The organism is Segatella copri, assembly GCF_019249795.2.
GTDB lineage: Bacteria > Bacteroidota > Bacteroidia > Bacteroidales > Bacteroidaceae > Prevotella > Prevotella copri_B.
Map to the genome: position 1 here is coordinate 720,001 of NZ_CP156891.1, position 22,689 is coordinate 742,689.

General features: G+C 48.7%; 15 protein-coding genes, 1 rRNA gene and 2 pseudogenes (1 of these 18 only partly in view). 6 read left to right on the forward strand and 12 right to left on the reverse strand.

Features of this window, described 5'->3' with window-relative positions; all coding sequences use genetic code 11:
• Positions 1–1,088: ribosomal RNA gene (locus KUA48_RS03435) — 16S ribosomal RNA — on the reverse strand (it extends 444 nt beyond the left edge of the window).
• A gap of 633 nt (positions 1,089–1,721) precedes the next feature.
• Here KUA48_RS03435 and KUA48_RS03440 point away from each other — a divergent pair.
• Complete coding sequence (locus KUA48_RS03440) at positions 1,722–3,419, forward strand: SulP family inorganic anion transporter (RefSeq protein ID WP_118192188.1); 1,698 nt, start codon at positions 1,722–1,724, stop codon at positions 3,417–3,419.
• 142 nt (positions 3,420–3,561) lie between these two features.
• Here KUA48_RS03440 and KUA48_RS03445 read toward each other — a convergent pair.
• Positions 3,562–3,942, reverse strand: a pseudogene (locus KUA48_RS03445) (amino acid ABC transporter ATP-binding protein); the annotation flags it as partial.
• On the opposite strand from KUA48_RS03445, the pseudogene KUA48_RS03450 reads away from it, so the two are divergent.
• Positions 3,932–4,582 (forward strand): annotated as a pseudogene (locus tag KUA48_RS03450) (SulP family inorganic anion transporter); the annotation flags it as partial. The pseudogenes KUA48_RS03445 and KUA48_RS03450 overlap by 11 nt on opposite strands.
• Positions 4,583–4,724: 142 nt before the next feature.
• On the opposite strand, the gene KUA48_RS03455 reads toward KUA48_RS03450, so the two are convergent.
• From KUA48_RS03455 to yfcE, 4 genes are all read right to left on the reverse strand, one after another.
• The gene (locus KUA48_RS03455; RefSeq protein ID WP_153080773.1) at positions 4,725–5,465 is read right to left on the reverse strand and encodes an amino acid ABC transporter ATP-binding protein; all 741 of its coding nucleotides are present in this window, start codon (positions 5,463–5,465) and stop codon (positions 4,725–4,727) included.
• 31 nt (positions 5,466–5,496) lie between these two features.
• Entirely contained in the window at positions 5,497–7,056 is a 1,560-nt protein-coding gene (locus KUA48_RS03460) for an ABC transporter substrate-binding protein/permease (RefSeq protein ID WP_256624446.1), read from the reverse strand.
• A 13-nt stretch (positions 7,057–7,069) separates the two neighbouring features.
• Positions 7,070–8,749, reverse strand: coding sequence for an NAD(P)/FAD-dependent oxidoreductase (locus KUA48_RS03465; RefSeq protein WP_006848731.1), 1,680 nt, complete (start codon positions 8,747–8,749; stop codon positions 7,070–7,072).
• Between the two features lie 109 nt (positions 8,750–8,858).
• On the reverse strand, positions 8,859–9,404 hold the full coding sequence (gene yfcE / locus KUA48_RS03470) for a phosphodiesterase (RefSeq protein WP_118254150.1): 546 nt from the start codon (positions 9,402–9,404) through the stop codon (positions 8,859–8,861).
• A gap of 301 nt (positions 9,405–9,705) precedes the next feature.
• Between yfcE and thrA the strand changes: the two genes are divergently transcribed.
• The 4 genes from thrA to KUA48_RS03490 all read left to right on the forward strand — a co-directional run bounded on the left by thrA (position 9,706) and on the right by KUA48_RS03490 (position 15,881).
• The gene (thrA, locus tag KUA48_RS03475) at positions 9,706–12,147 is read left to right on the forward strand and encodes a bifunctional aspartate kinase/homoserine dehydrogenase I (protein WP_117695719.1); all 2,442 of its coding nucleotides are present in this window, start codon (positions 9,706–9,708) and stop codon (positions 12,145–12,147) included.
• 21 nt (positions 12,148–12,168) lie between these two features.
• Positions 12,169–13,419 carry a cofactor-independent phosphoglycerate mutase gene (locus tag KUA48_RS03480; protein WP_218432800.1) on the forward strand — a complete coding sequence of 417 codons (1,251 nt, stop codon included), beginning with the start codon at positions 12,169–12,171 and terminating at the stop codon, positions 13,417–13,419.
• A gap of 75 nt (positions 13,420–13,494) precedes the next feature.
• Positions 13,495–14,796 (forward strand): threonine synthase, encoded by a 1,302-nt coding sequence (thrC, locus tag KUA48_RS03485; protein WP_006848737.1) that lies wholly within the window; start codon positions 13,495–13,497, stop codon positions 14,794–14,796.
• Between the two features lie 128 nt (positions 14,797–14,924).
• Entirely contained in the window at positions 14,925–15,881 is a 957-nt protein-coding gene (locus KUA48_RS03490; RefSeq protein ID WP_022120314.1) for a D-2-hydroxyacid dehydrogenase, read from the forward strand.
• Positions 15,882–15,967: 86 nt separating this feature from the next.
• On the opposite strand, the gene KUA48_RS03495 is transcribed toward KUA48_RS03490, so the two are convergent.
• From KUA48_RS03495 to KUA48_RS03520, 6 genes are all read right to left on the reverse strand, one after another.
• Complete coding sequence (locus KUA48_RS03495; protein ID WP_118254133.1) at positions 15,968–16,999, reverse strand: iron ABC transporter permease; 1,032 nt, start codon at positions 16,997–16,999, stop codon at positions 15,968–15,970.
• 39 nt (positions 17,000–17,038) lie between these two features.
• Entirely contained in the window at positions 17,039–18,298 is a 1,260-nt protein-coding gene (locus KUA48_RS03500) for an ABC transporter substrate-binding protein (protein ID WP_218432799.1), read from the reverse strand.
• Between the two features lie 377 nt (positions 18,299–18,675).
• Positions 18,676–19,185, reverse strand: coding sequence for a hypothetical protein (locus tag KUA48_RS03505; protein WP_153085126.1), 510 nt, complete (start codon positions 19,183–19,185; stop codon positions 18,676–18,678).
• Between the two features lie 56 nt (positions 19,186–19,241).
• Positions 19,242–20,255 carry a CHC2 zinc finger domain-containing protein gene (locus tag KUA48_RS03510; RefSeq protein WP_218432796.1) on the reverse strand — a complete coding sequence of 338 codons (1,014 nt, stop codon included), beginning with the start codon at positions 20,253–20,255 and terminating at the stop codon, positions 19,242–19,244.
• Positions 20,256–20,258: 3 nt separating this feature from the next.
• A complete protein-coding gene (locus tag KUA48_RS03515) occupies positions 20,259–21,791 on the reverse strand; it encodes a hypothetical protein (RefSeq protein ID WP_218432794.1) in 1,533 nt (510 codons plus the stop codon).
• 229 nt (positions 21,792–22,020) lie between these two features.
• Entirely contained in the window at positions 22,021–22,644 is a 624-nt protein-coding gene (locus KUA48_RS03520; protein WP_218432791.1) for a hypothetical protein, read from the reverse strand.
• Positions 22,645–22,689: the final 45 nt, after the last annotated feature.

Sequence of the window (22,689 nt, forward strand, 5' to 3'; positions counted from 1 at the left end):
AGCCGACACCTCACGGCACGAGCTGACGACAACCATGCAGCACCTTCACAGAGGCCCCGAAGGGCGTCATTGTCTCCAAATCCTTCCTCTGCAATTCAAGCCCGGGTAAGGTTCCTCGCGTATCATCGAATTAAACCACATGTTCCTCCGCTTGTGCGGGCCCCCGTCAATTCCTTTGAGTTTCACCGTTGCCGGCGTACTCCCCAGGTGGGATGCTTAATGCTTTCGCTTGGCCGCTGACCTATTCAGACCAACAGCGGGCATCCATCGTTTACCGTGCGGACTACCAGGGTATCTAATCCTGTTCGATACCCGCACTTTCGAGCTTCAGCGTCAGTTGCGCTCCAGTGAGCTGCCTTCGCAATCGGAGTTCTTCGTGATATCTAAGCATTTCACCGCTACACCACGAATTCCGCCCACTTTGTGCGTACTCAAGGAAACCAGTTCGCGCTGCAGTTCAGATGTTGAGCATCTACATTTCACAACACGCTTAATCTCCGGCCTACGCTCCCTTTAAACCCAATAAATCCGGATAACGCCCGGACCTTCCGTATTACCGCGGCTGCTGGCACGGAATTAGCCGGTCCTTATTCATAAGGTACATGCAAAAAGTCTCACGAGACTCACTTTATTCCCTTATAAAAGCAGTTTACAACCCATAGGGCCGTCTTCCTGCACGCTACTTGGCTGGTTCAGACTCTCGTCCATTGACCAATATTCCTCACTGCTGCCTCCCGTAGGAGTTTGGACCGTGTCTCAGTTCCAATGTGGGGGACCTTCCTCTCAGAACCCCTACTGATCGTTGCCTTGGTGGGCCGTTACCCCGCCAACAAGCTAATCAGACGCATCCCCATCCATCACCGATAAATCTTTAATCTCTTTCAGATGTCTTCTAGAGATATCATTGGGTATTAGTCTTACTTTCGCAAGGTTATCCCCAAGTGGTGGGCAGGTTGGATACGCGTTACTCACCCGTGCGCCGGTCGACGCCCATCAAAAGCAAGCTTTCGATGTCGTTTCCCCTCGACTTGCATGTGTTAAGCCTGTAGCTAGCGTTCATCCTGAGCCAGGATCAAACTCTCCATTGTAAAATATCTTTTTTTACCTAGCCTTGCGGCTTGGTTTGTTTGTTGTCTGTACTTAGGACGAATATCCTTTTCGTTTATTGAAGCTTAGTAAACCTGACTTGTCAATTGCTTGACGGTTCGTTTCTTTTACCCAGTCAACTTTCTTATTTCTAAGAAGTTAACCGCTTCTTGTACTACTTGTCTGTTTATGTAAAATCTTTCAAAGAACTCTTTCTTTAGTTGCTAAGAGAAACCGTATTTCTCAAAAGCGAGTGCAAAAGTACTAACTATTTTTCATTCCACCAAATCTTTTCGCAAAAAAGTTTAGATTTTAGCGCATTTTTAACACTTATAAAGACTTTCTAGAGTTTTTCTTACCACTACACTTTATTTTATACATGCACACGCCTGCCTGCATGTGCGGGCGCACACCCGCAAGCGCATTAATAATATTGTACTCATATTCCAAGACCGAAAAGAAATCAGGATTCAACTAGAAAAGTATTATCCGGAGAATATATCTATCAAAGAAGAATATTATCGAAGAAAAGGGAGAAACTCAGAAAAACATTTTGCCAATTAAAAAAAATATAGTACCTTTGCACACGTTTTAACGGATAACAAGATTAATTACATATATTTTAAAACTTTCAAATGAAGGCATTAGCAATTAAGTCGAGTTTGTTTTCCTGTTTAAAGACATACAACAAGAAAACATTCATGTCTGACCTCATGGCAGGTATCATCGTTGGTATCGTAGCCCTGCCTCTGGCCATCGCATTCGGTATCGCTTCTGGCGTGACCCCTGAAAAGGGTATCATCACCGCCATTGTAGCAGGTCTCATCATCTCCATCTTCGGTGGAAGCAAAGTGCAGATTGGTGGTCCTACGGGAGCATTCATCGTTATCATCTATGGCATTATCCAGAAATATGGCATGGAAGGTTTGACGATAGCGACACTGATGGCTGGTCTGTTCCTGGTTCTCTTCGGACTTCTCCGTCTTGGAACCATCATCAAGTATATCCCTTACCCTATCGTTGTGGGATTTACCAGTGGTATCGCCGTAACCATCTTCACGACCCAGATCAAGGATCTCTTTGGATTGACGTTGACTTCAAATCCTTCTGATTTTCTGGAGAAATGGGGCGTCTACTTCCAAAGCTTTGACACCATAGATCCTTGGTGTGCCCTTATCGGAGTAGTAAGCGTAGTGGTTATCGCCATCACCCCTAAGTTCAGCAAGAAGATTCCGGGCTCTCTTATTGCCATCATCCTGATGACCGTTGTAGCCTTACTGCTCAAGCAGTTTGCCGGCGTTGAGAGTATCGAGACCATTGGTGACCGCTTTTCTATCAGCAACGAACTGCCTGCAGCTCAGGTACCAGCCATGAATTGGGAGACCATCAAGAGTCTTGTATCACCAGCTATCACCATCGCCATCCTGGGAGCCATTGAGAGTTTGCTTTCAGCAACTGTTGCCGATGGTGTAATCAGCGATCATCACGACAGTAACACCGAGTTGGTAGCTCAGGGTTTGGCCAATATCGCCTCTCCCCTCTTTGGCGGTATTCCTGCAACAGGTGCCATTGCCCGCACAATGACCAATATCAATAATGGCGGTAAGACTCCTATTGCAGGCATCATCCACGCCATAGTTCTGCTGCTCATCTTCCTCTTTCTGATGCCTCTTGCCCAGTACATTCCTATGGCATGTCTTGCCGGTGTATTGGTAGTTGTATCTTACGGAATGAGCGGATGGAGAAGTTTCCTGGCATTGATGAAGAATCCGAAGAGCGATGTAACCGTACTTCTGATTACCTTCTTCCTCACCATCATCTTCGATTTGACAGTAGCCATTGAAGTGGGTCTGATTATCGCCTGTCTGCTCTTCATGAAGCGAATGAGCGAAACCACCGACGTGACAGCTATTACCGATGATGAGATTGACTTGAACAAGGAGTTTGACTTCCTCTCTACCAACCTGGAGCACTATACGATTCCGAAGGGCGTAGAGGTATACGAAATCAATGGTCCTTTCTTCTTCGGAGCTGGTAACAAGTTTGAGGAAGTGATGGCAGCTTTCGGTGACCGTCCACTGGTACGCGTCATCCGTATGCGCAAGGTTCCATTTGTTGATTCAACCGGTATCCATAACCTCACCAACCTCTGCGAGATGAGTCAGAAGGAGGACATTCAGGTTGTACTCTCCGGTGTTTGCGAGAAGGTAAACGCCCAGTTGGAAAAGGCTGGCTTCTACAATATTCTTGGCAAGGATAATATCACAGATCACATCAGCAAGGCTCTGAAACGTGCAGAAGAGATTATAGAGAAGAAAACTGTTAATAGTTAATAGTTTACAGGCTGTAGACCATCAAATAAAAAAGATGCATTGCTGGATATACCAGTAATGCATCTTTTTTTATTGTCATCAAGTAACTGTTAACTATAAACTGTTAACTATCAACTATTACAAAACTGTTAACTATCAACTATTACAGAACCTTTCCCAGAAACTCCTGCAATCTTGGCGATTTCGGATGGTTGAATATTTGCTCAGGAGTTCCGTCTTCCGTGATATAGCCGTCACTGAAGAAGAGTACACGGTTGGCCACTTCTCTTGCAAATCCCATCTCGTGGGTCACCACCACCATCGTCATTCCCTCGGCAGCAACATCTTTCATCAGCTGCAGCACCTCTCCCACCATTTCCGGATCGAGAGCCGAAGTCGGCTCATCAAAGAGGATTACCTCAGGATTCATCGCTAAGGCACGGGCGATAGCTACGCGCTGTTTCTGTCCGCCCGACAGACTGTCGGGATAACTGTCGGCCTTATCCAGTAATCCGATACGGGTCAGGAGTTCCGTTGCCTTCTCATGTCTTGCCGGTGTATTGGTAGTTGTATCTTACGGAATGAGCGGATGGAGAAGTTTCCTGGCATTGATGAAGAATCCGAAGAGCGATGTAACCGTACTTCTGATTACCTTCTTCCTCACCATCATCTTCGATTTGACAGTAGCCATTGAAGTGGGTCTGATTATCGCCTGTCTGCTCTTCATGAAGCGAATGAGCGAAACCACCGACGTGACAGCTATTACCGATGATGAGATTGACTTGAACAAGGAGTTTGACTTCCTCTCTACCAACCTGGAGCACTATACGATTCCGAAGGGCGTAGAGGTATACGAAATCAATGGTCCTTTCTTCTTCGGAGCTGGTAACAAGTTTGAGGAAGTGATGGCAGCTTTCGGTGACCGTCCACTGGTACGCGTCATCCGTATGCGCAAGGTTCCATTTGTTGATTCAACCGGTATCCATAACCTCACCAACCTCTGCGAGATGAGTCAGAAGGAGGACATTCAGGTTGTACTCTCCGGTGTTTGCGAGAAGGTAAACGCCCAGTTGGAAAAGGCTGGCTTCTACAATATTCTTGGCAAGGATAATATCACAGATCACATCAGCAAGGCTCTGAAACGTGCAGAAGAGATTATAGAGAAGAAAACTGTTAATAGTTAATAGTTTACAGGCTGTAGACCATCAAATAAAAAAGATGCATTGCTGGATATACCAGTAATGCATCTTTTTTTATTGTCATCAAGTAACTGTTAACTATAAACTGTTAACTATCAACTATTACAAAACTGTTAACTATCAACTATTACAGAACCTTTCCCAGAAACTCCTGCAATCTTGGCGATTTCGGATGGTTGAATATTTGCTCAGGAGTTCCGTCTTCCGTGATATAGCCGTCACTGAAGAAGAGTACACGGTTGGCCACTTCTCTTGCAAATCCCATCTCGTGGGTCACCACCACCATCGTCATTCCCTCGGCAGCAACATCTTTCATCAGCTGCAGCACCTCTCCCACCATTTCCGGATCGAGAGCCGAAGTCGGCTCATCAAAGAGGATTACCTCAGGATTCATCGCTAAGGCACGGGCGATAGCTACGCGCTGTTTCTGTCCGCCCGACAGACTGTCGGGATAACTGTCGGCCTTATCCAGTAATCCGATACGGGTCAGGAGTTCCGTTGCCTTCTCATCAGCCTCTTCCCTTGTCATCTTACCCAATTCTACCGGAGCCAGCATGATGTTGCGGCGTATGGTCATATTAGGGAAGAGATTGAACTGCTGGAATACCATACCCACCCTCTGGCGCATTCGGTTGATATCAACATCGCTTGATGTAATATCCATATCATCGATAAAGACTTTACCCTCGGTAGGTTCTTCCAGAAGGTTGATGGAACGCAGGAAGGTACTCTTGCCACAACCCGACGGACCAATGATGGCAACCACCTCACCTTTACTCACCGAGGTGGTAATGCCTTTCAGCACCTCGTTGTCGCCGAAGCGTTTACGAAGTCCTTCTATCTTGATTATTTCGTTCATTTTATCCATTGTTTTAAAGCTTTTGCCCTTTCAGGATTCCTCATTTCCTTTCGCTCTTTCTCAGTCTCTTCTCCAGCCTTCTCACTCCAGCGTTCAGTCCGAGAACAAGAACGAGATAGAGGCAGGCTACTACGCCCAACGGCATCATCGCTTCGTAAGTAATGCTTCGGATGATGTCGGAACCCTTGGTCAAGTCTACCAGTCCGATATAACCGCTGATAGAGGTTTCCTTGAGCAGAGTGATAAGCTCGTTACCCATAGCCGGAAGCACATTCTTGAAGGCTTGCGGAAGAATGATGAGACGCATCGTCTTGCCATACGAAAGACCAAGACTTCTACCCGCCTCCATCTGACCATTATCCACCGACATAATGCCCGAGCGGATTACCTCGGCAATATAAGCTGCCGAGTTCAAGCCGAAGGCGATGACAGCCACCAGTATCTTATTGACATCTGCTGATGCAAACACCACATAATAGATAATGAGCAACTGCACCATGGTTGGCGTGCCTCGCATGATGGTAAGGTACAGCTGGCAGAGCATGTTCGGAATCTTCCAGTCGCTCTTACGTTCATGACGTGCTCTGACAATAGCTATCAGCGTTCCGAGTATCACGGAAAGGATGATGGCGAAGAAGGTGATGATGAGTGTATTGCCCAAACCCTGCAACAGATACTGATAACGGTTGTCATCTATGAAGCAGGATTTAAACTTATCTATCACTCCCGGCTGGTTACCAGCTGCTTTCACTTCATTGGAATTCACCATGATAACCTGTCGCACATCGGCATAGGAATCTGTAAATCCGATATTCTTCTTCCGTTCAGGAGTAACCGTGATGCCGGCAATACCCGCATCTGCCTTACCAGCCTGTACAGAGGTGATGATGGCATCAAACTCCATATCGAGAATCTCGACATCCACGCCCAGCACATCGCCGATGGCATTCGCCACATCCACGTCGATGCCCACAATCTTGCCATTCTGGTAATATTCGAAAGGCTCGAAGGTAGCGTTGGTGGCAAAACGGAGACTCGTCTTCAAGCCGAGTTTCTGCAGCGCTTCCGGTCCCACCTTCTTCACCTCAGAAGTCTTTGGCGTATAAGCCACGGCTATGCCCCGTTCCAGATGGCGGTTGACGATGGAATCGATGACGCCATTCTCTTTCAGGATACGGATGGCATGATTGATTGACTGCTGCAACTCAGCATGATCCTTAGCCACGCAGATGGCGAAAGAGGATGCATCGAAGGTTTCGGGCAGGATACGGAGCGATGGGTTCACCCGTTGGAATGCCTTGGCTGGCGCCTCATCGGTCACCATGCAGTCTATCTTACCCTGCAGGAGTGCCTGGATGGCATCGGCTCCCTTGTTATACCGTTCTACCTTGGTACCGCCACCTTCCTTTTCCAGCTCCGTAGCTAGTCCGTCGCTAGTGGTACCGAGCTGCACACCAATCACAGCCCCCTTCAAATCAGTCTTGCTCTTGATTTGCCTGTCAGCATCTGACGCTCCCGAGCCACACGCCACGAAGAGCACACTCAGGAGTAAAGTCAAGAAGCCCAGCTTAAACTTTCCCGTTTTTCTGTATTTCATCATTTCAGGCATTCGCTTATTGTTGTTTCAAATACTCAGCACACATCTCTGCACATCTTTCTCCGTCTACACCAGCCGATACGATTCCGCCTGCATAACCAGCACCTTCGCCACATGGGAAGAGTCCCTGGATGCGGACATGCTGCAAGGTTTCGCGGTCACGGACGATGCGGACAGGCGATGAGGTTCTCGTCTCCATCGCTATCAGCGTAGCCTCGTTGGTCAGGAAACCATGGGCATTCTTGCCGAAGGTCTTGAAGCCTTCCTGCAGTCGCTTGCTCACGAAAGACGGCATCCAGAAATGCAACGGACTCGAAATCAAGCCTGGAGCATAGCTGCTCTTTGGCAGATCATAACTCAATCGATTGTTCACGAAGTCAGCCATGCGCTGTGCCGGAGCAGTCTGCTTCATGTTGCCCTGCTGCCAGCATTGCTTTTCCACGATTTCCTGGAAGTACATCATTTGGAGTGAAGAGTGAGGAGTGAAGAGTGAAGCATTCTCCTGCGCCTTCATTTCCTGCTGTTCGATGACAGACTGATGTTCCTTCACAAACTGCGCCACATCCTCGGGATGAGTTTCCACCACCATGCCCGAGTTGCTCCAGGCAGTACCGCGGTTGCTCGGACTCATACCATTCACCACGAGCTGTTCCGGTCCTGTAGCAGCCGGAATCACAAAACCGCCCGGACACATACAGAAGCTATAGACACCTCTGCCATCTACCTGAGTAACAAAGCTATATTCGGCAGCAGGCAGATATTTTCCTCTACCACTCTTATTGTGATACTGAATCTGGTCAATGAGTTGGGAAGGATGTTCCAGACGCACACCTACGGCGATGCCTTTTGCCTCGATATCTATCTTTGCCGAAGCGAGATAACGGTATACATCGCGGGCACTATGGCCTGTTGCCAGGATAACCGGTCCGCGATAAGTTTCCTCAGCACCCGTAGCCAGATTCACGGCTTCTACGCCTATCACCCTATCGCCAGCTGCAGCATCAGGTGCCGTCAGCTTACCTTCACTCTCAAGGATCAGACGAATCATCTTGGTCTGGAAATGCACTTCGCCGCCACACTTGATGATGGTGTTGCGCATGTTTTCAATGACGCGTGGCAACTTGTCGGTACCGATATGCGGATGGGCATCTGCCAGGATATTGGTATTGGCACCATGCTGGCAGAATACGTTCAGAATCTTATCTACACTTCCCCTTTTCTTGCTTCGTGTATAAAGTTTGCCGTCACTATAAGCACCGGCTCCACCTTCACCGAAACAGTAGTTGCTCTCCCCATCTACCTTCTGAGTCTTGGTAATGTTAGAGAGGTCCTTCTTGCGTTCGCGCACATCCTTGCCTCGCTCCAGCACGATAGGACGATAACCCAGTTCTATCAGGCGCAGGGAAGCAAAGAGACCGCCAGGTCCCTCACCCACAACGATAACACGAGGTCTGCTGCTCACATCCGGATATTCGGTATGGACATACTGGTCGTCCTGCGGAAATTCGTTGATATAAGCACGCACCTTCAGGTTGACGAAGATGGTGCGCTGACGGGCATCGATGCTTCTCTTCAAAACCCTCACCTGGTTGAGCGTTCTTACATCCAATCCCTTTTCTTTGGCGAGATAACGCTTGATGCCTTCCTCGCTTGCTGCCTGTTCGGGCAGAATTCTTATCTGGTATTCTTGAATCATTTACTTTGAACTTTATGATTAGTTTTATAAAAGTGACGAGTGACAAGTGACCGATTCCATATTACGGATTTCGCATTACATTCACAATTCACTTTTCACTTTCACTTTTTCATGCTTCCATTGTAGCCAGCACTTCGAGCGTATCCAGCTGATACATGGTGAACTTACCATCTTCCAATGTTGCAAAGGTTGGCGGATTGCCACCCTTCGGGAAGGTGATGCTGCCGGTATTTACGATGGCCTGCCCCTTCTCGTTATGAGAGAGTTCCCAGAGATGGGAGTGGCCATAGATCATAGCCTCGTAAGGACCCTTCGGCATGTTCTCTTTATTGTATACATGTCCATGAGTCAGAAGATAGCGCTTGCCTCCGTCTACCAGCAAGGCATAGGTCTCCATGATAGGGAAATCGAGGAGCATCTGGTCTACTTCCGCATCGCAGTTGCCACGCACAGCGACAATCTTATCTGCCAGCGCATTCAGTCTTTCTACGATACCCTTAGGATCGATTCCTTCCGGAATGCGGTTGCGGGGACCATAATTGATGATATCCCCCATGATGCACATCATGTCACAATGTTCAGCCTCGAAGAAATCGAGGACCTTTTCCAGGGCTGGCAAACAGCCGTGGATATCTGAGAATAAAAGATATTTCATTCGTTCCTTCTTATGTTTGTTATGCTTATGTCTTTTATGCATTGAATTGCAAGCGCAAAATTAAGCAAATAATCCGAAACCCCCAAACATTTCAACGTTTTTTATATATATAATAAGGTATAAGGGAGAGGAAGAGCCTATAATTATCTACTGAAATAGCTTTTTTATCTACAATATGCTACTTTTTTGTTAAAATCCTTGGCAGTCTGATATATTATTCGTACATTTGCCCTCAAGTTCTGCTTCGGCCCCGGTCGTTTCGGGGGAGGCATTACATTACCAACGTAAAATTCAAGAACATATGAAAGTATTAAAATTCGGCGGAACATCGGTTGGTTCCGTAAAAAGCATCCTCAGCTTGAAACGTATCGTTGAAAACGAGGCTAAGAAACAGAGTGTAGTGGTTGTCGTGAGCGCGCTTGGCGGTATCACGGACAAACTCTTGCAAACCTCTCAACTTGCCCTCAAGGGTGATGAACAGTGGAAAGTAGAATTCGAAGCCATGGTTGATCGCCACCACAAGATGATAGATACCATCATCACCGACACTACAGACAGAGAAAACTTATTCAAATCGGTTGATGCACTCTTCGAACAGTTGAAGAGCATCTATTTTGGTGTGTACCTCATCCACGACCTCAGCGAGAAAACGCAGGATGCCATCGTGAGTTATGGTGAAAGACTCAGTTCCAAGATTGTTGCCACATTGATTCGTGGAGCCAAATGGTTCGACTCACGCAACTTCATCAAGACTGAGCGCAAGAACGGCAAAGGCAAGCATGTACTCGACAGCGAGCTGACCAACAAACTGGTAAAAGAAGCCTTTGCAGAAATTCCACGCATATCTCTCGTTCCGGGTTTTATCAGTCGTGACAAGAACACAGATCGCACCACCAACCTTGGCCGTGGCGGTAGCGACTACACAGCTGCCATCATAGCAGCTGCCCTCGATGCAGAAGTGCTCGAAATCTGGACTGATGTAGACGGTTTCATGACCGCTGACCCACGTGTCATCAAATCAGCTTATACCATCAACGAACTGAGTTACGTTGAGGCGATGGAGCTTTGCAACTTTGGTGCAAAGGTCATCTACCCTCCAACCATCTACCCGGTTTGTGTCAAGAATATTCCTATCAAGGTTAAGAACACCTTCAACCCAGATGCTCCGGGCACCATCATCAAGAACAAGATAGATGGCGACCAGAAGCCTATCAAGGGTATCTCTTCCATCAACGGTACAGCGCTCATCACCGTAACCGGTCTTTCCATGGTCGGTGTGATTGGTGTAAACCGCCGTATCTTCACCGCTCTTGCCAACGAGGGCATCTCTGTGTTCATGGTGTCACAGGCATCATCAGAGAACTCAACCTCTATCGGTGTGCGCGAGCAGGATGTAGAAGAGGCTGTAAAGGTATTGAACAATGAGTTCCACAACGAGATTGCCGATGGTGCCATGTTCCCAATGCACGCAGAGAAGGGCTTGGCTACTATCGCCATCGTGGGTGAAAACATGAAGCATGCTGCCGGTATCGCCGGTAAGCTCTTCGGAACCCTCGGCCGTAGCGGTATTTCCGTCATCGCCTGTGCACAGGGTGCTTCAGAGACCAACATCTCGTTCGTAGTGAAGAGCGATTATCTGAGAAAGTCACTCAACGTACTCCACGACAGTTTCTTCCTTTCAGAATACAAGGTGCTGAACCTCTTCATCTGCGGTGTGGGTACCGTGGGCGGAAAGCTTATCGAGCAGATCAAGAACCAGTATGCCGACCTCATGGAGCGCAGCAAACTGAAGCTCAACGTGGTGGGTATCGCTTCTTCCAAGAACGCCATCTTCAACCGCGATGGTATTGATCTCGAGAACTACAGCGAGGAACTGAAGAAATCAGACCCAAGCACTCCAGAGGTTCTGCGCGATACCATCCTGGCGATGAACATCTTCAACAGCGTGTTTGTAGACTGTACTGCCAGCAAGGATGTGGCCGCTCTCTACCAGAGTCTGCTGGAGCACAACGTAAGCATTATCGCAGCCAACAAGATAGCTGCATCAAGCGAATATGAGAACTACGAGAAACTGAAGAAGACTGCCATCCAGCGTGGTGTAGTATTCCGTTTTGAGACCAACGTAGGTGCTGGTCTTCCTATCATCGGAACCATCAACGATCTCCGCAACTCCGGAGATAAAATCCTTAAGATTGAGGCAGTTCTCTCAGGTACGCTCAACTTTATCTTTAACGCCATCTCCAGCGTCGTCCCATTCTCTGAGACCGTGAGACTGGCTAAGGAGAAGGGCTACAGCGAGCCTGATCCACGTATCGACCTGAGCGGTATGGACGTGATTCGCAAGCTGGTGATTCTCTCCCGCGAGGCAGGTTACCGCGTAGAGCAGGAAGATGTAGAGAAAAACCTCTTCGTGCCAGACAAATACTTCAAGGGTTCGCTCGACAACTTCTGGAAGAAACTTCCTGAGCTCGATGCCGATTTCGAGGCTAAGCGCAAGGCGCTCGATGTAGAGCACAAACGCTGGCGCTTCGTTGCTACCCTGGATGGCGGCAAGACTAGCGTAGGTTTGCAGGCTGTAGGTCCAGAGCATCCGTTCTACAATCTGGAAGGTTCCAACAACATCGTGCTGCTCACCACCGAGCGCTATAAGGAATACCCTATGATGATTCAGGGCTATGGTGCCGGAGCCAGCGTAACTGCTGCCGGTGTATTCGCCAACATCATGAGTATCGCTAACATTTAACACTTAACATTAAAAGAAGAGATGAAACATATTATCATTCTTGGCGACGGAATGGCTGACCACCCGGTAGAAAGACTGGGTGGAAAGACACTCCTGCAATACGCCAACAAACCCTATATGGATATGCTTGCCAAAAAGGGCAAGACAGGAAGACTCGTTACCGTGCCAGATGGATTCCATCCGGGTTCTGAGGTAGCTAACAGCTCTATCATGGGCTATGACCAGAACGAGGTTTACGAAGGACGCGGACCGCTGGAGGCTGCCAGCATCGGCTATGAACTGGAGCCTACCGACCTTGCCCTGCGCTGCAACATCATCAATGTGCAGGACGGCAAGATTATCACCCACAACGGTGGTAACCTGGAAACGGAAGATGCGGATGTGCTCATCAAGTATCTCAACGATACCCTCGGCAAGAAATATCCTGATGTCAAGTTTGTTACCGGCATCCAGTATCGCCATCTTCTGGTGGTGAAGCACGGAAACAAGCATATCGACTGTGCCCCACCTCATGATCATCCCAACGAGGAATGGCATAAGCTGATGGTGAAACCCATCTTGCCGGAGATTGGAGGCGATGAGGGTCACATCAGCCGTCGTGATACAGCCGACCTTCTGAACCAGCTGATTCTCGAGAGTCAGGAACTCCTGGAGAACCATCCTTTCAATATGGCGCGCAAGGAGCGTGGCGAACGAATGGCCAATCTTATCTGGCCTTGGGGCGGCGGTTACCGTCCGCACATGCTCACCCTCTCCCAGATGTATCCACAGATCAAGAAGGGTTCTGTGATTTCTGCCGTAGACCTGATTCGAGGCATCGGCCATTACGCCGGTCTGCGCAACATCATCGTTGAGGGCGCTACCGGTCTTGCCAATACCAACTACGAGGGCAAGGCAGCTGCAGCTATCCAGGCATTGAAGGACGGCGACGACTTCGTTTATGTTCACGTAGAGGCGAGCGACGAGGCAGGTCATGATGGCGATCTGGAACTGAAGCTGAAGACTATCGAGAACCTCGATCAGCGACTCATCAAGCCTATCTTCGATGAGGTAAGCACCTGGGACGAGCCGGTATGCATCGCAGTTCTCCCCGACCATCCTACTCCGGTAGAGATTCGTACCCACGTCAAGGAGCCTGTGCCTTTCATCATCTATTACCCTGGCATGGAGCCGGATAGCGTAGAGAAGTATGATGAGGTAAGCTGCGTGAGTGGCGGTTACGGCATGCTGCAGCTGCAGGAATTCATGAATGCCTTCATGGCGATCAATTAAAATCAACGGCTTCATGATAGTCCCCAAAGCTAATCATAAAGTTTAATGTTCAAATCTCAAAGTTAAAAGTAAAAAATGAAATATTATTCAACAAATAAGAAAGCACCCATCGCCGACCTTCACAAGGCGGTAGTTAAAGGTCTGGCAGAAGACCGTGGACTCTATATGCCAGAAATCATCAAGAAGTTGCCACAGGATTTCTTCGACAACATCGAGAAGCTCTCCTTCCAGGAGATTGCCTACAAGGTAGCAGATGCCTTCTTTGGCGAGGACGTTGATGCCGAGTCATTGAAGAAGATTGTATACGATACCCTGGCATTCGACTGCCCTGTAGTCGAGGTAGAGCCAAACATCTACTCTCTCGAGCTGTTCCATGGTCCTACCCTCGCCTTCAAGGATGTGGGTGCGCGCTTCATGGCCCGTCTCCTGCAGTACTTCGTACGTCAGGAGGGCAAGGAAGAGGTGAATGTGCTCGTAGCTACATCGGGCGATACCGGTTCGGCTGTTGCCAACGGTTTCCTCGGCGTTGACGGCATCCATGTTTACGTGCTCTATCCTAAGGGCAAGGTGAGCAAGATTCAGGAGAGCCAGTTCACTACCCTCGGCCAGAACATCACAGCCCTCGAGGTAGATGGCGTATTCGACGACTGCCAGGCACTGGTGAAATCTGCGTTCATGGACGAGGAGCTCAACAAGCACATGAAGCTCACCTCAGCCAACTCTATCAACGTTGCCCGCTTCCTGCCTCAGGCATTCTATTATTTCAATGCCTATGCCCGCATGAAGGAGAAGGGTCTCGCCGACAAGCTGGTTATCTGCGTGCCTAGCGGCAACTTCGGCAACATCACAGCCGGACTCTTCGGTCATGAGATGGGATTGCCTATCCACCGCTTCATCGCAGCCAACAACGCCAACGATATCTTCTACGAGTATCTGCAGACAGGCAAGTATAATCCACAGCCTAGCAAGCAGACCATCGCCAATGCCATGGACGTAGGCGACCCATCAAACTTTGCCCGCATCTACGACCTCTACAAGGGCGATCATGATGCCATCGCAGCCTACATCGGTGGTGCTACATACAAGGACGAGCAGATTGCAGAAACCATGAAGCAGTGCTACAATGAAACCAAGTATGTGCTTGACCCTCACGGAGCTTGCGGCTATCGCGCCCTGAAGGAGCAGTTGAAGCCAGGTGAGGTTGGCGTGTTCCTCGAGACCGCTCATCCAGCCAAGTTCAAGGAGAAGGTAGACAGCATCCTTGACAGCGATATAGAGATTCCTGCACGCCTTGCAGAATTCATGAAGGGTGAGAAAAAGAGCATCCAGATGACCAAGGATTTCGCATCATTCAAAAACTACTTGATGAACGAATAAACCATACATACGGAAAAGCCTTTCTCTTTCTCAAGGGGAAGGCTTTTCCCATTAAAATAAACTCAGACTCAGATTTGTCAGGACAGATGGGTCTTGAATTTTATAACAACAGAAAACGGGAAAAATTTATGAAGATTGTTATTCTAGACGGCTATGCCGCAAACCCGGGAGATTTGGATTATCATCTTCTGGAGAAACTGGGCGAGGTGGTAGTTTATCCTCGCACATCAGATGCAGAGAAAGTGGAACGTGCCAAGGATGCCGACATCATCCTTCTGAACAAGGTGCAGATAGATGCAGAGACACTGGCGCAGCTTCCTAAACTGAAATACATCGGTATCCAGGCTACCGGTTTCAACGTGGTAGACATCGAGGCTGCCAGGAAACAGGGCATCATCGTAACCAATATTCCTGCCTACAGCACCGACAGCGTGGCGCAGATGACCTTTGCCCTCATCCTTGCCGTAACCAACCGCGTAGAGCATTATACCCAGGAGAACCGCAACGAGCGCTGGGCTTACAATAAGGATTTCTGTTATTGGGATACCCCACTGATGGAGCTTGCCGGCAAGACCCTGGGTATCATGGGACTGGGCAATATCGGCATGAAAGTTGCCAACATCGCCCGCCAGTTTGGCATGAACATCTGTGCCTGCACCAGCAAGAATTCGAGCAATCTGCCTGAGTGGATCCAGAAGGTGAGCAAGGAGGGTTTGCTTGCCACGAGCGATATTCTCTCGCTCCATTGTCCGCTTTCTGATGACACCTATCATTTCATCAATAAGGAGAGTCTGGAGAAGATGAAGGATACCGCCATCCTGGTTAATACGGGTCGCGGTCCGCTGGTAGATGAGGAGGCCGTAGCTGCTGCCCTCCACGAAGGCAGTCTGGGTGCCTACTGTGCCGACGTAATGGCTCAGGAGCCGCCATCAAAGGAGAATCCGCTCTTTGGCGAGCCTAATGCTTACCTCACCCCTCATATTGCCTGGGCCACCTACGAGGCTCGCGAGCGCCTCAACAAGCAGGTAGCCGCCAACGTCAAGGCATTTCTCGAGGGCAATCCGATTAATGTCGTGAATAAGTAACAGAACTTCCGCAAGTAAAACATCGTATAACAAAGAAAGCGTTTCTGGTTCATCTCTTTGAACTAGAAACGCTTTTTTATATGCAATTAGATGCGCTTTTTCACCAACACATAGATGATGACGGGGGCGCCGAACAGCGGGGTGACGGCATTCAGGGGGATGATGCCACCATCCGACGGAAGGGTGCAGAAGAGATTGCAGAGAAGGGCAATGGCTGCACCCATCAGCATCGTGACGGGCAACAGACGGCGATGATTCTCCGTGCCGATGATGAGGCGGGCGATATGCGGTGTTGCCAGACCGATGAAGGCGATGGGACCGCAGAAGGCGGTAACCACAGCCGTAAGAAGACCGGTGATGATGAGCAGAACGATGCGCAGACGCCTGATGTTGAAGCCCAGATTCTCGGCATACTGTTCGCCTAACAGCATGGCGTTCAGCGGTTTTACAAGGAGCAGAGACGCAGCCAGGGCAATGAGGGCTAACGGGATGAAGAACATCATCTGCTGGCTCGAAACATTGCCAAAGCTGCCCATGCCCCAAACCATATACGATTTCACGCCCTCTGCCGTGCTGAAGAAATTGAGCAAAGAGATGGCGCTGCTGGCAAGATAACCCACCATCAGTCCGATGATGAGCAGTACCGTATGGCTGCGCACAATGGCAGAAAAGAAGGTGATGATGCCCATCACCACCATAGCCCCTATAAAGGCAGCGATGAGGATAGCCAGGAAACCGCCGATGGCATAGTTGCCGGCATCGCCCAGAAAACCTACCCCTAAATCATCCAGGGCAATATTGCCGCCAAAGGCAAGCATCACGATGGCTACCGCCAGTCCGGCTCCGCTGCTGATACCGAATACGTCAGGACCCGCCAGGGGGTTGCGGAAGGCTGTCTGCAGGAGCAAGCCGCTCGTGGCGAGGGCTGCGCCCGAAAGCAAAGCGGCAATCGCCGCCGGCAGTCGCGATTCCAACAGAATATAGCGGTAGGTTTCGTCGGTCTGAGAGCCCGAAATAATCGCCCCCACGTCCTGCCATGGGATGTTTACACTCCCCCATGCCAGGTTGGCGAAAAACAGTATGATAATGGCGATTGCCCCTAAAACGATGGTTTTCATTCACTAAAACTATTTCTTGTAAAATCTCTGATTAAAGCCCTATTTCTTATAGAATCTCAATTTGCCGAACCGCTCGCCATGAGCCAGGATGATGAACTCTCTGAGCAGCAGTTCGGGATGGAAACTTGTAAGTTCGAAATAAGGTACCGTAGAGGTATCTACCTGATAGATATTACCCCGGCTGAAGGCAGCAAGAGCCTTGTAGCCGTCATATTCCTGAAGCAGTTGAGTCTGCGAAAGAGGGGCACCACCGAAATACTTGAACGCCCATACATCCACCTGCTTTCCCTTCGCCAAGATTTGCTCCGGACTCATCGCCAGACTTCCGCTGTGTTCATCGTCCTCGAAGATATAACGGGCGTTGGCATCCTTCAGCAGAATACCGATAGTACTCTGACCTCCAGGCACATACCATACATTTCCCGTCTTTCTTTCGGTCAGGATAGAGAGGCCCTTCGGATACCCGGCTGCCTCAGCTTTCAGCTTCAGATATTCCTTTTCTATCTTCGCAAAGAGCGAATCTGCCTTTGGTTCGCAAGATGCAGCAAGAGCGGTCTTCGGTGCATTCCCGTCTTTTTTAAAGAGCATGCCGTAGAATTTCATCCATTCCGCCCTGCCCAGTGGCGAAGACTCCATATAGTCGGCAGCCTCGATGATGGGCACGTGCAGCTTGTCGAGCTTGCCATATCCTCCGCTGTTTTCGAAAGGCGAAAGTAGGATGGCTTCGGGGTTCAGGGCGATGATGCGCTCGATGTCGGGTGCCATGCTCGAACCGCAATCCTCGATAGGATTCTGAGCAGAAGTATTCCCGGAAAGAGCAGCCCTCTTCTTTACATCCGGAATATTGATGTAATCGAGATCGCAGACACCACGGATGGCCTGCTGGCAGCCCATTTCGTACATCAGCTGGCAATGGGGAGCGATGAAAACGGCACTCCTCTCCACCGGTGTACGCACGGTATCGGTAGTGCATCTCGCCCCCGTGCTGTGCCTTCTGGCAAGCATCGCCACCGTCTTATCCCCCTCCTCTCCCTTCGGAATCAGGATGTAGCGATGCAGCATCGTTCCCACCTTCCAGGGGTTGGCGATGATAGCCTCAGTATACTGATAGTCAACACCTTCTGCTGCATCGGAAGTCTCTTCCACATCGCCATGCTTCACGATGGTGAGCAACTTGGCGTACTTCATCTCCAGGGTATCGCCAGCCTCAGCATCAGCAGCAGCCGTCTTTCCTCCCTGGCATGCCGCCATCAGCAGAGCCGCCGTTGCCCCACACAAAAGAATATACAGTTTCTTCATAATCTTACAAAATATGTGTGCAAAGATACGAAGAAATCTCCATTTTCCGTTTGTTTTCTCGAATATTCTTTGTACTTTTGCCCTCAAATTTAACTAACGCTACAATTTAATAAGTCAAAATGAAGAAGATTATCTGTGGCATAGCCCTTTTTTTCAGTACATCGATGGTCGCTGGTGCGCATACCTGCTGTCATAATCCAGCACAGAAATGCGGCTGCAAGAGAGGTTATCCAGACCATCCGCGTCATCGTGATCAAGGTAGATTATAAGGACTAAGAATAATTGAAAATAATATGATGATTTTTACGCAATGAAACTTCTGGGAAACCGAGAAAATGCAGTTTTTCTTGCCAAGATGTCCCTTACCCCCCCATTTTCTATTCTATCACTACCACTACCTCGCTGCCCCTGACCATCGCCTTCTTCACCCGGTCGAAGAGCTGGAGGAAGCGTTCCTGACTCTTGAGTACGAAGCCGGGAGCATGAGCCTCTCCGATGAGGATGCCACCCTGGCGCAGACGGAACGGACCATTGCCCGGCTGCATCATGGGACAAGGAAGGGCATAAAGCTCTTCCAGACACCCGAACTCATGACTCTTGCGCTCCATGCGGCAAAGCTTGCAGGTTTCGGGGAGAGGAAGAGAGGAAGATGAAGAAGAATCATCCCTTATCGGTTCGAGGAAAAGCATCTGGCGGGCGAAGCATTTGCATTTAGCCACCATGATGTGATATTCACCCGGCTCCAGACAGCCACCCTCGCGCTCCATCGTATCACAAATGTACTGATGGCCTACAACGATACCCTGGCGATTAACTACTTCCTGACTAAGGCGACCAACAATGGCGCCATGATCTCTACGAAAACGATTTAAAAACAACTTCATCATAATACGCAACAACTTAAAAACAACAATAGAAAAACATTTGAAATTCACATTCACTTTCACATTTTCTGAACGTAAAACGACTGGTAATAATCAGACAAATCCTTGCAACCTTCCGGCAACTGATGATACACCAGCTGAGGGAACATTTCCTTCAGTTTCATATAAAGACCGAGGCCCGGTTTGTCCTGATCAGGCCACATGTGAAGATTCCTTCCCGCTAAAAGATTGCGACATTCTTCATTACAAAGCGTAGCACTCGGGATGGCTATTGCCTTGTAACCCATAGACATAGCGCTCCAGCAGTCGGTACATCCCTCGGTAATAACCAATGGCTCTTTTTCTGTCACCTGCGGCAAGATCTGCATCCCATATACCATCGGCTTGCTACCTGGTGCAAACTTAAACCGCGGTTTTTCTTCAGTCTTATCTCCCAGATATCTGCTCTGAACCGTCAGCAGATTGCCATGAACGTCATAATAGGGAATCAACAGGGAAGGACCATCAAAAAACTTTCCACCAAAGCGATAGCCAGCAATGGAGAAATCTGTGCTCACCACTCTACACCAATAGATATATTCCGGGCGCAACTTTCTCTGATAGAACAGGAAATCCTTGGCTTTATCTGTCAGTTTCTTACCCATGAGCATACGCATCAGATAATCTACGTCAGGCTTATGCTGAAACTCGCCTCTGAGATTGAGTCTGTCCGTATCACATTCAGATTTTCTATGCTCAGCAACAGCTTTATCCCGATGAAGCACATCCTTACGGTTTCCCGCAGAATGATTACCGGTGCTGATATTGAATCTTCTGCACAGCCATTGGCAAGCCTCCGAAAAAGAGAGACTCTCCCGTTTCATCACCAGGTCGATATTATCTCCACCCCACCCGCATGCAAAGCAATGACAAGTGTTGGTGGAAGTCCAGAAATGCAAACTCGGATGGGTATCATTATGACTGATACAAAGGGCATTATGATACCGCAAACCCATTCCCAATTCATCAGCAACCTCCAGGATGCTGATAGCTCTAAGTTTAGAGAGCGTATTTGAATCTATATATTCTGCCATCTTCTAATTGTCTTTTTTAATATTACCATCACCAATAGTGCCTTTCTGCTGCGTCTTTCTAAGCACCTTTCTATCCTCGCCCTTTGCTGGTTTTTCGAGCCATCCCCATCTGCGCCAGTTGCACACCATGTTACGGGCAGGCGTCTTGAGCTCCTTCTGCTTCAGAAATTCCTCCAGGAACTGATAAGAGAATTCCTGCGGCAACTCGCTGAAATAGTCTACAGTATGATAAGGCTCTCCTTCGCCCTCGGCAGAAATCTGCTCGAAAGCCTTGCCCCACCGCTGCAACATATTCTGCAAGATGCGGTCGGCACAAGCCAGATAGGTCTGCCTAACCAGTTTCCGGATTTCCTTCTCGCTCTTCTTCCCTTCCACTTTGTAAAGCACTTGCATGAGGGCAGCGATGCGGAAGGCTGAAACCGAACTGCGCTTGTAGAAGACATCCATCGACTTGGACATGGTTTTCACCACCTGCTGGCGGCAGTCGTTACACCATTTTACCACCGTCTTGTAGAGCCAGCTCATATCTTCCTCTATCTCCTGATGGAATTTTCCATCTTCCTCGTAGCACAACCCGAAGAGCTTATCCAATGTATTCTCCAGCTCATTACGCTGCGTATCGGTCAACGCCTGAAACTGTGGCGGATTGTCGCCCAGATGACTGATGAGCGGGCATAAGATGGTTCGGGTTACAGCACCGCCCTCAATGGCAGCTTTGTTCATATATCTGCTCACCGCACTCTGAGTGCCGCAGAAAACGAACGACAGCAAGGCATCTACCATGGCACTATAGCTGGATTCGCTCATGAAATCCTGACCATAGACGCTGCCCAGATCGTATGCCGTCTTGATAACCTGCGAGAGGTCGGCAAACTGGCGCTTGGCAGAATGCACGATGGCAGAAATCTCATCGGCAAATTCGAAGAGCGTCTTCGGAGCACCATAAAGTTTGACGGCTGCATCGCATCGCTTGATAAACATGGTGAGCGATACGGTTTCGGGCAGGATGGTGATGTCGGTCTTCGGTTCAGGTGGTAGCTTGCCATCCTTCTTGCCCTGGCGTCGCTTCAGGGCAGCATACTCCTGCTCCTTGGCTCTCATTTCGCTGTCGCGCTCGATGAAAGGTTTCATCAGGGTACGCATGATGTATCTGGCAAACGACTTTCCGCTCGACTGCTCGCCCTCTACGATGACCTGCAACACGATGGCCGATTTTTCTCCCTGATTATCATACACATACTGTATTCTGACACGTGTAAGATAAACGCTGAGCATGGCAGCAGCCACCACCAGCGTAGGATACTTGAGGTCAGAAGGCGAAGTGATCATCCATTCTCTGATGCCCGACGGATAATCCTTGTCGGCAATCAGGTGATGCATGGGCATCTCTTCATTCTCTTCAGCCTGTTCAGCCAGCTTTTTTCCTATCAACCCAGATGATACCTTGTTATTGATTCCGCCCTTGGTATCCTCAGGCTTTACCACTGGATTAGTCTGAGACGCTTCCTGTGGAGGTATTTTCTTTACTTTTTCCATAATCAACAAATACTGATTTTTTCTGAATGCAAAAGTAAGGAAAAAAAGCCTCCCCGGCAATAGGCATCCTGCCGGTTCGCCTCCTACTAAGCCTCATCGCCGGCAACTAAGCCTTCCGCTAAGCCTCCAGCTCATCTGAAGGCATAAAAAAAGCACTTTCTGCTTGCAAACGAAGCAAAAAGTGCTGATACTGTATTATTTCTAAAAATTCTTCTGTTCAGATATGTTCCTATTCCTTTATAATATCACCCCCACTGACATAAGAAAGAACCAAACGGCGAACCACGGCATGAATGTCTTCGTTAGGGAACTTCTGGCGATATTTCTCCGTAAGGTCTTCGCAGAAATACATCTTGCTATGAAGCAAAGAAGAAGGAATATTTTGCTTTATAAACACATCGTATGTTGCAACAGGCTTGCCATCCTTTGTGTCGACAGGCACAATATCCATCTTATACCAAGCATTTGCAGAAGCGGCAGGGAACAATCTATAATTGTCCTTACTCTCCACTTCACTAGCGATGTCCAGTATATATCCGTCAGCAGACTTATCGTCCTCAGGATTCACCGCATATAGCATATATAAAGCAGGAAGCGTCGAGTATTTTTTTGTGATAAACTGATATTTCTTGCTTCCTCCAAAAGGAGGGTTTGCCTTCAAATCCTGCTCTATATCCTCACGAATTTGTGGCGCATCCACCACAAACTCTACTTCGCCAGTATAATTGACGACAGTTTTCGATGACTGTGGATTTGGCGGAATAACGTCACCATTGTCATTGCTGTTGTCACACGCACAAAAAGCCAAGACTACCAACAGTAGTAAGACTGATTTTTTTACTAAATACTTCATATCCTAATTTGTTTATTAAACCTATTCTATTGTTAAACGTAGAAT

Excerpts from the sequence above, each read along its gene's own strand:
- KUA48_RS03440 (WP_118192188.1), top strand. The coding sequence starts at position 1,722 with ATGAAGGCATTAGCAATTAAGTCGAGTTTGTTTTCCTGTTTAAAGACA.
- KUA48_RS03455 (WP_153080773.1), bottom strand. The coding sequence starts at position 5,465 with ATGGATAAAATGAACGAAATAATCAAGATAGAAGGACTTCGTAAACGC.
- KUA48_RS03460 (WP_256624446.1), bottom strand. The coding sequence starts at position 7,056 with ATGATGAAATACAGAAAAACGGGAAAGTTTAAGCTGGGCTTCTTGACT.
- KUA48_RS03465 (WP_006848731.1), bottom strand. The coding sequence starts at position 8,749 with ATGATTCAAGAATACCAGATAAGAATTCTGCCCGAACAGGCAGCAAGC.
- yfcE (WP_118254150.1), bottom strand. The coding sequence starts at position 9,404 with ATGAAATATCTTTTATTCTCAGATATCCACGGCTGTTTGCCAGCCCTG.
- thrA (WP_117695719.1), top strand. The coding sequence starts at position 9,706 with ATGAAAGTATTAAAATTCGGCGGAACATCGGTTGGTTCCGTAAAAAGC.
- KUA48_RS03480 (WP_218432800.1), top strand. The coding sequence starts at position 12,169 with ATGAAACATATTATCATTCTTGGCGACGGAATGGCTGACCACCCGGTA.
- thrC (WP_006848737.1), top strand. The coding sequence starts at position 13,495 with ATGAAATATTATTCAACAAATAAGAAAGCACCCATCGCCGACCTTCAC.
- KUA48_RS03490 (WP_022120314.1), top strand. The coding sequence starts at position 14,925 with ATGAAGATTGTTATTCTAGACGGCTATGCCGCAAACCCGGGAGATTTG.
- KUA48_RS03495 (WP_118254133.1), bottom strand. The coding sequence starts at position 16,999 with ATGAAAACCATCGTTTTAGGGGCAATCGCCATTATCATACTGTTTTTC.
- KUA48_RS03500 (WP_218432799.1), bottom strand. The coding sequence starts at position 18,298 with ATGAAGAAACTGTATATTCTTTTGTGTGGGGCAACGGCGGCTCTGCTG.
- KUA48_RS03505 (WP_153085126.1), bottom strand. The coding sequence starts at position 19,185 with ATGATGAAGTTGTTTTTAAATCGTTTTCGTAGAGATCATGGCGCCATT.
- KUA48_RS03510 (WP_218432796.1), bottom strand. The coding sequence starts at position 20,255 with ATGGCAGAATATATAGATTCAAATACGCTCTCTAAACTTAGAGCTATC.
- KUA48_RS03515 (WP_218432794.1), bottom strand. The coding sequence starts at position 21,791 with ATGGAAAAAGTAAAGAAAATACCTCCACAGGAAGCGTCTCAGACTAAT.
- KUA48_RS03520 (WP_218432791.1), bottom strand. The coding sequence starts at position 22,644 with ATGAAGTATTTAGTAAAAAAATCAGTCTTACTACTGTTGGTAGTCTTG.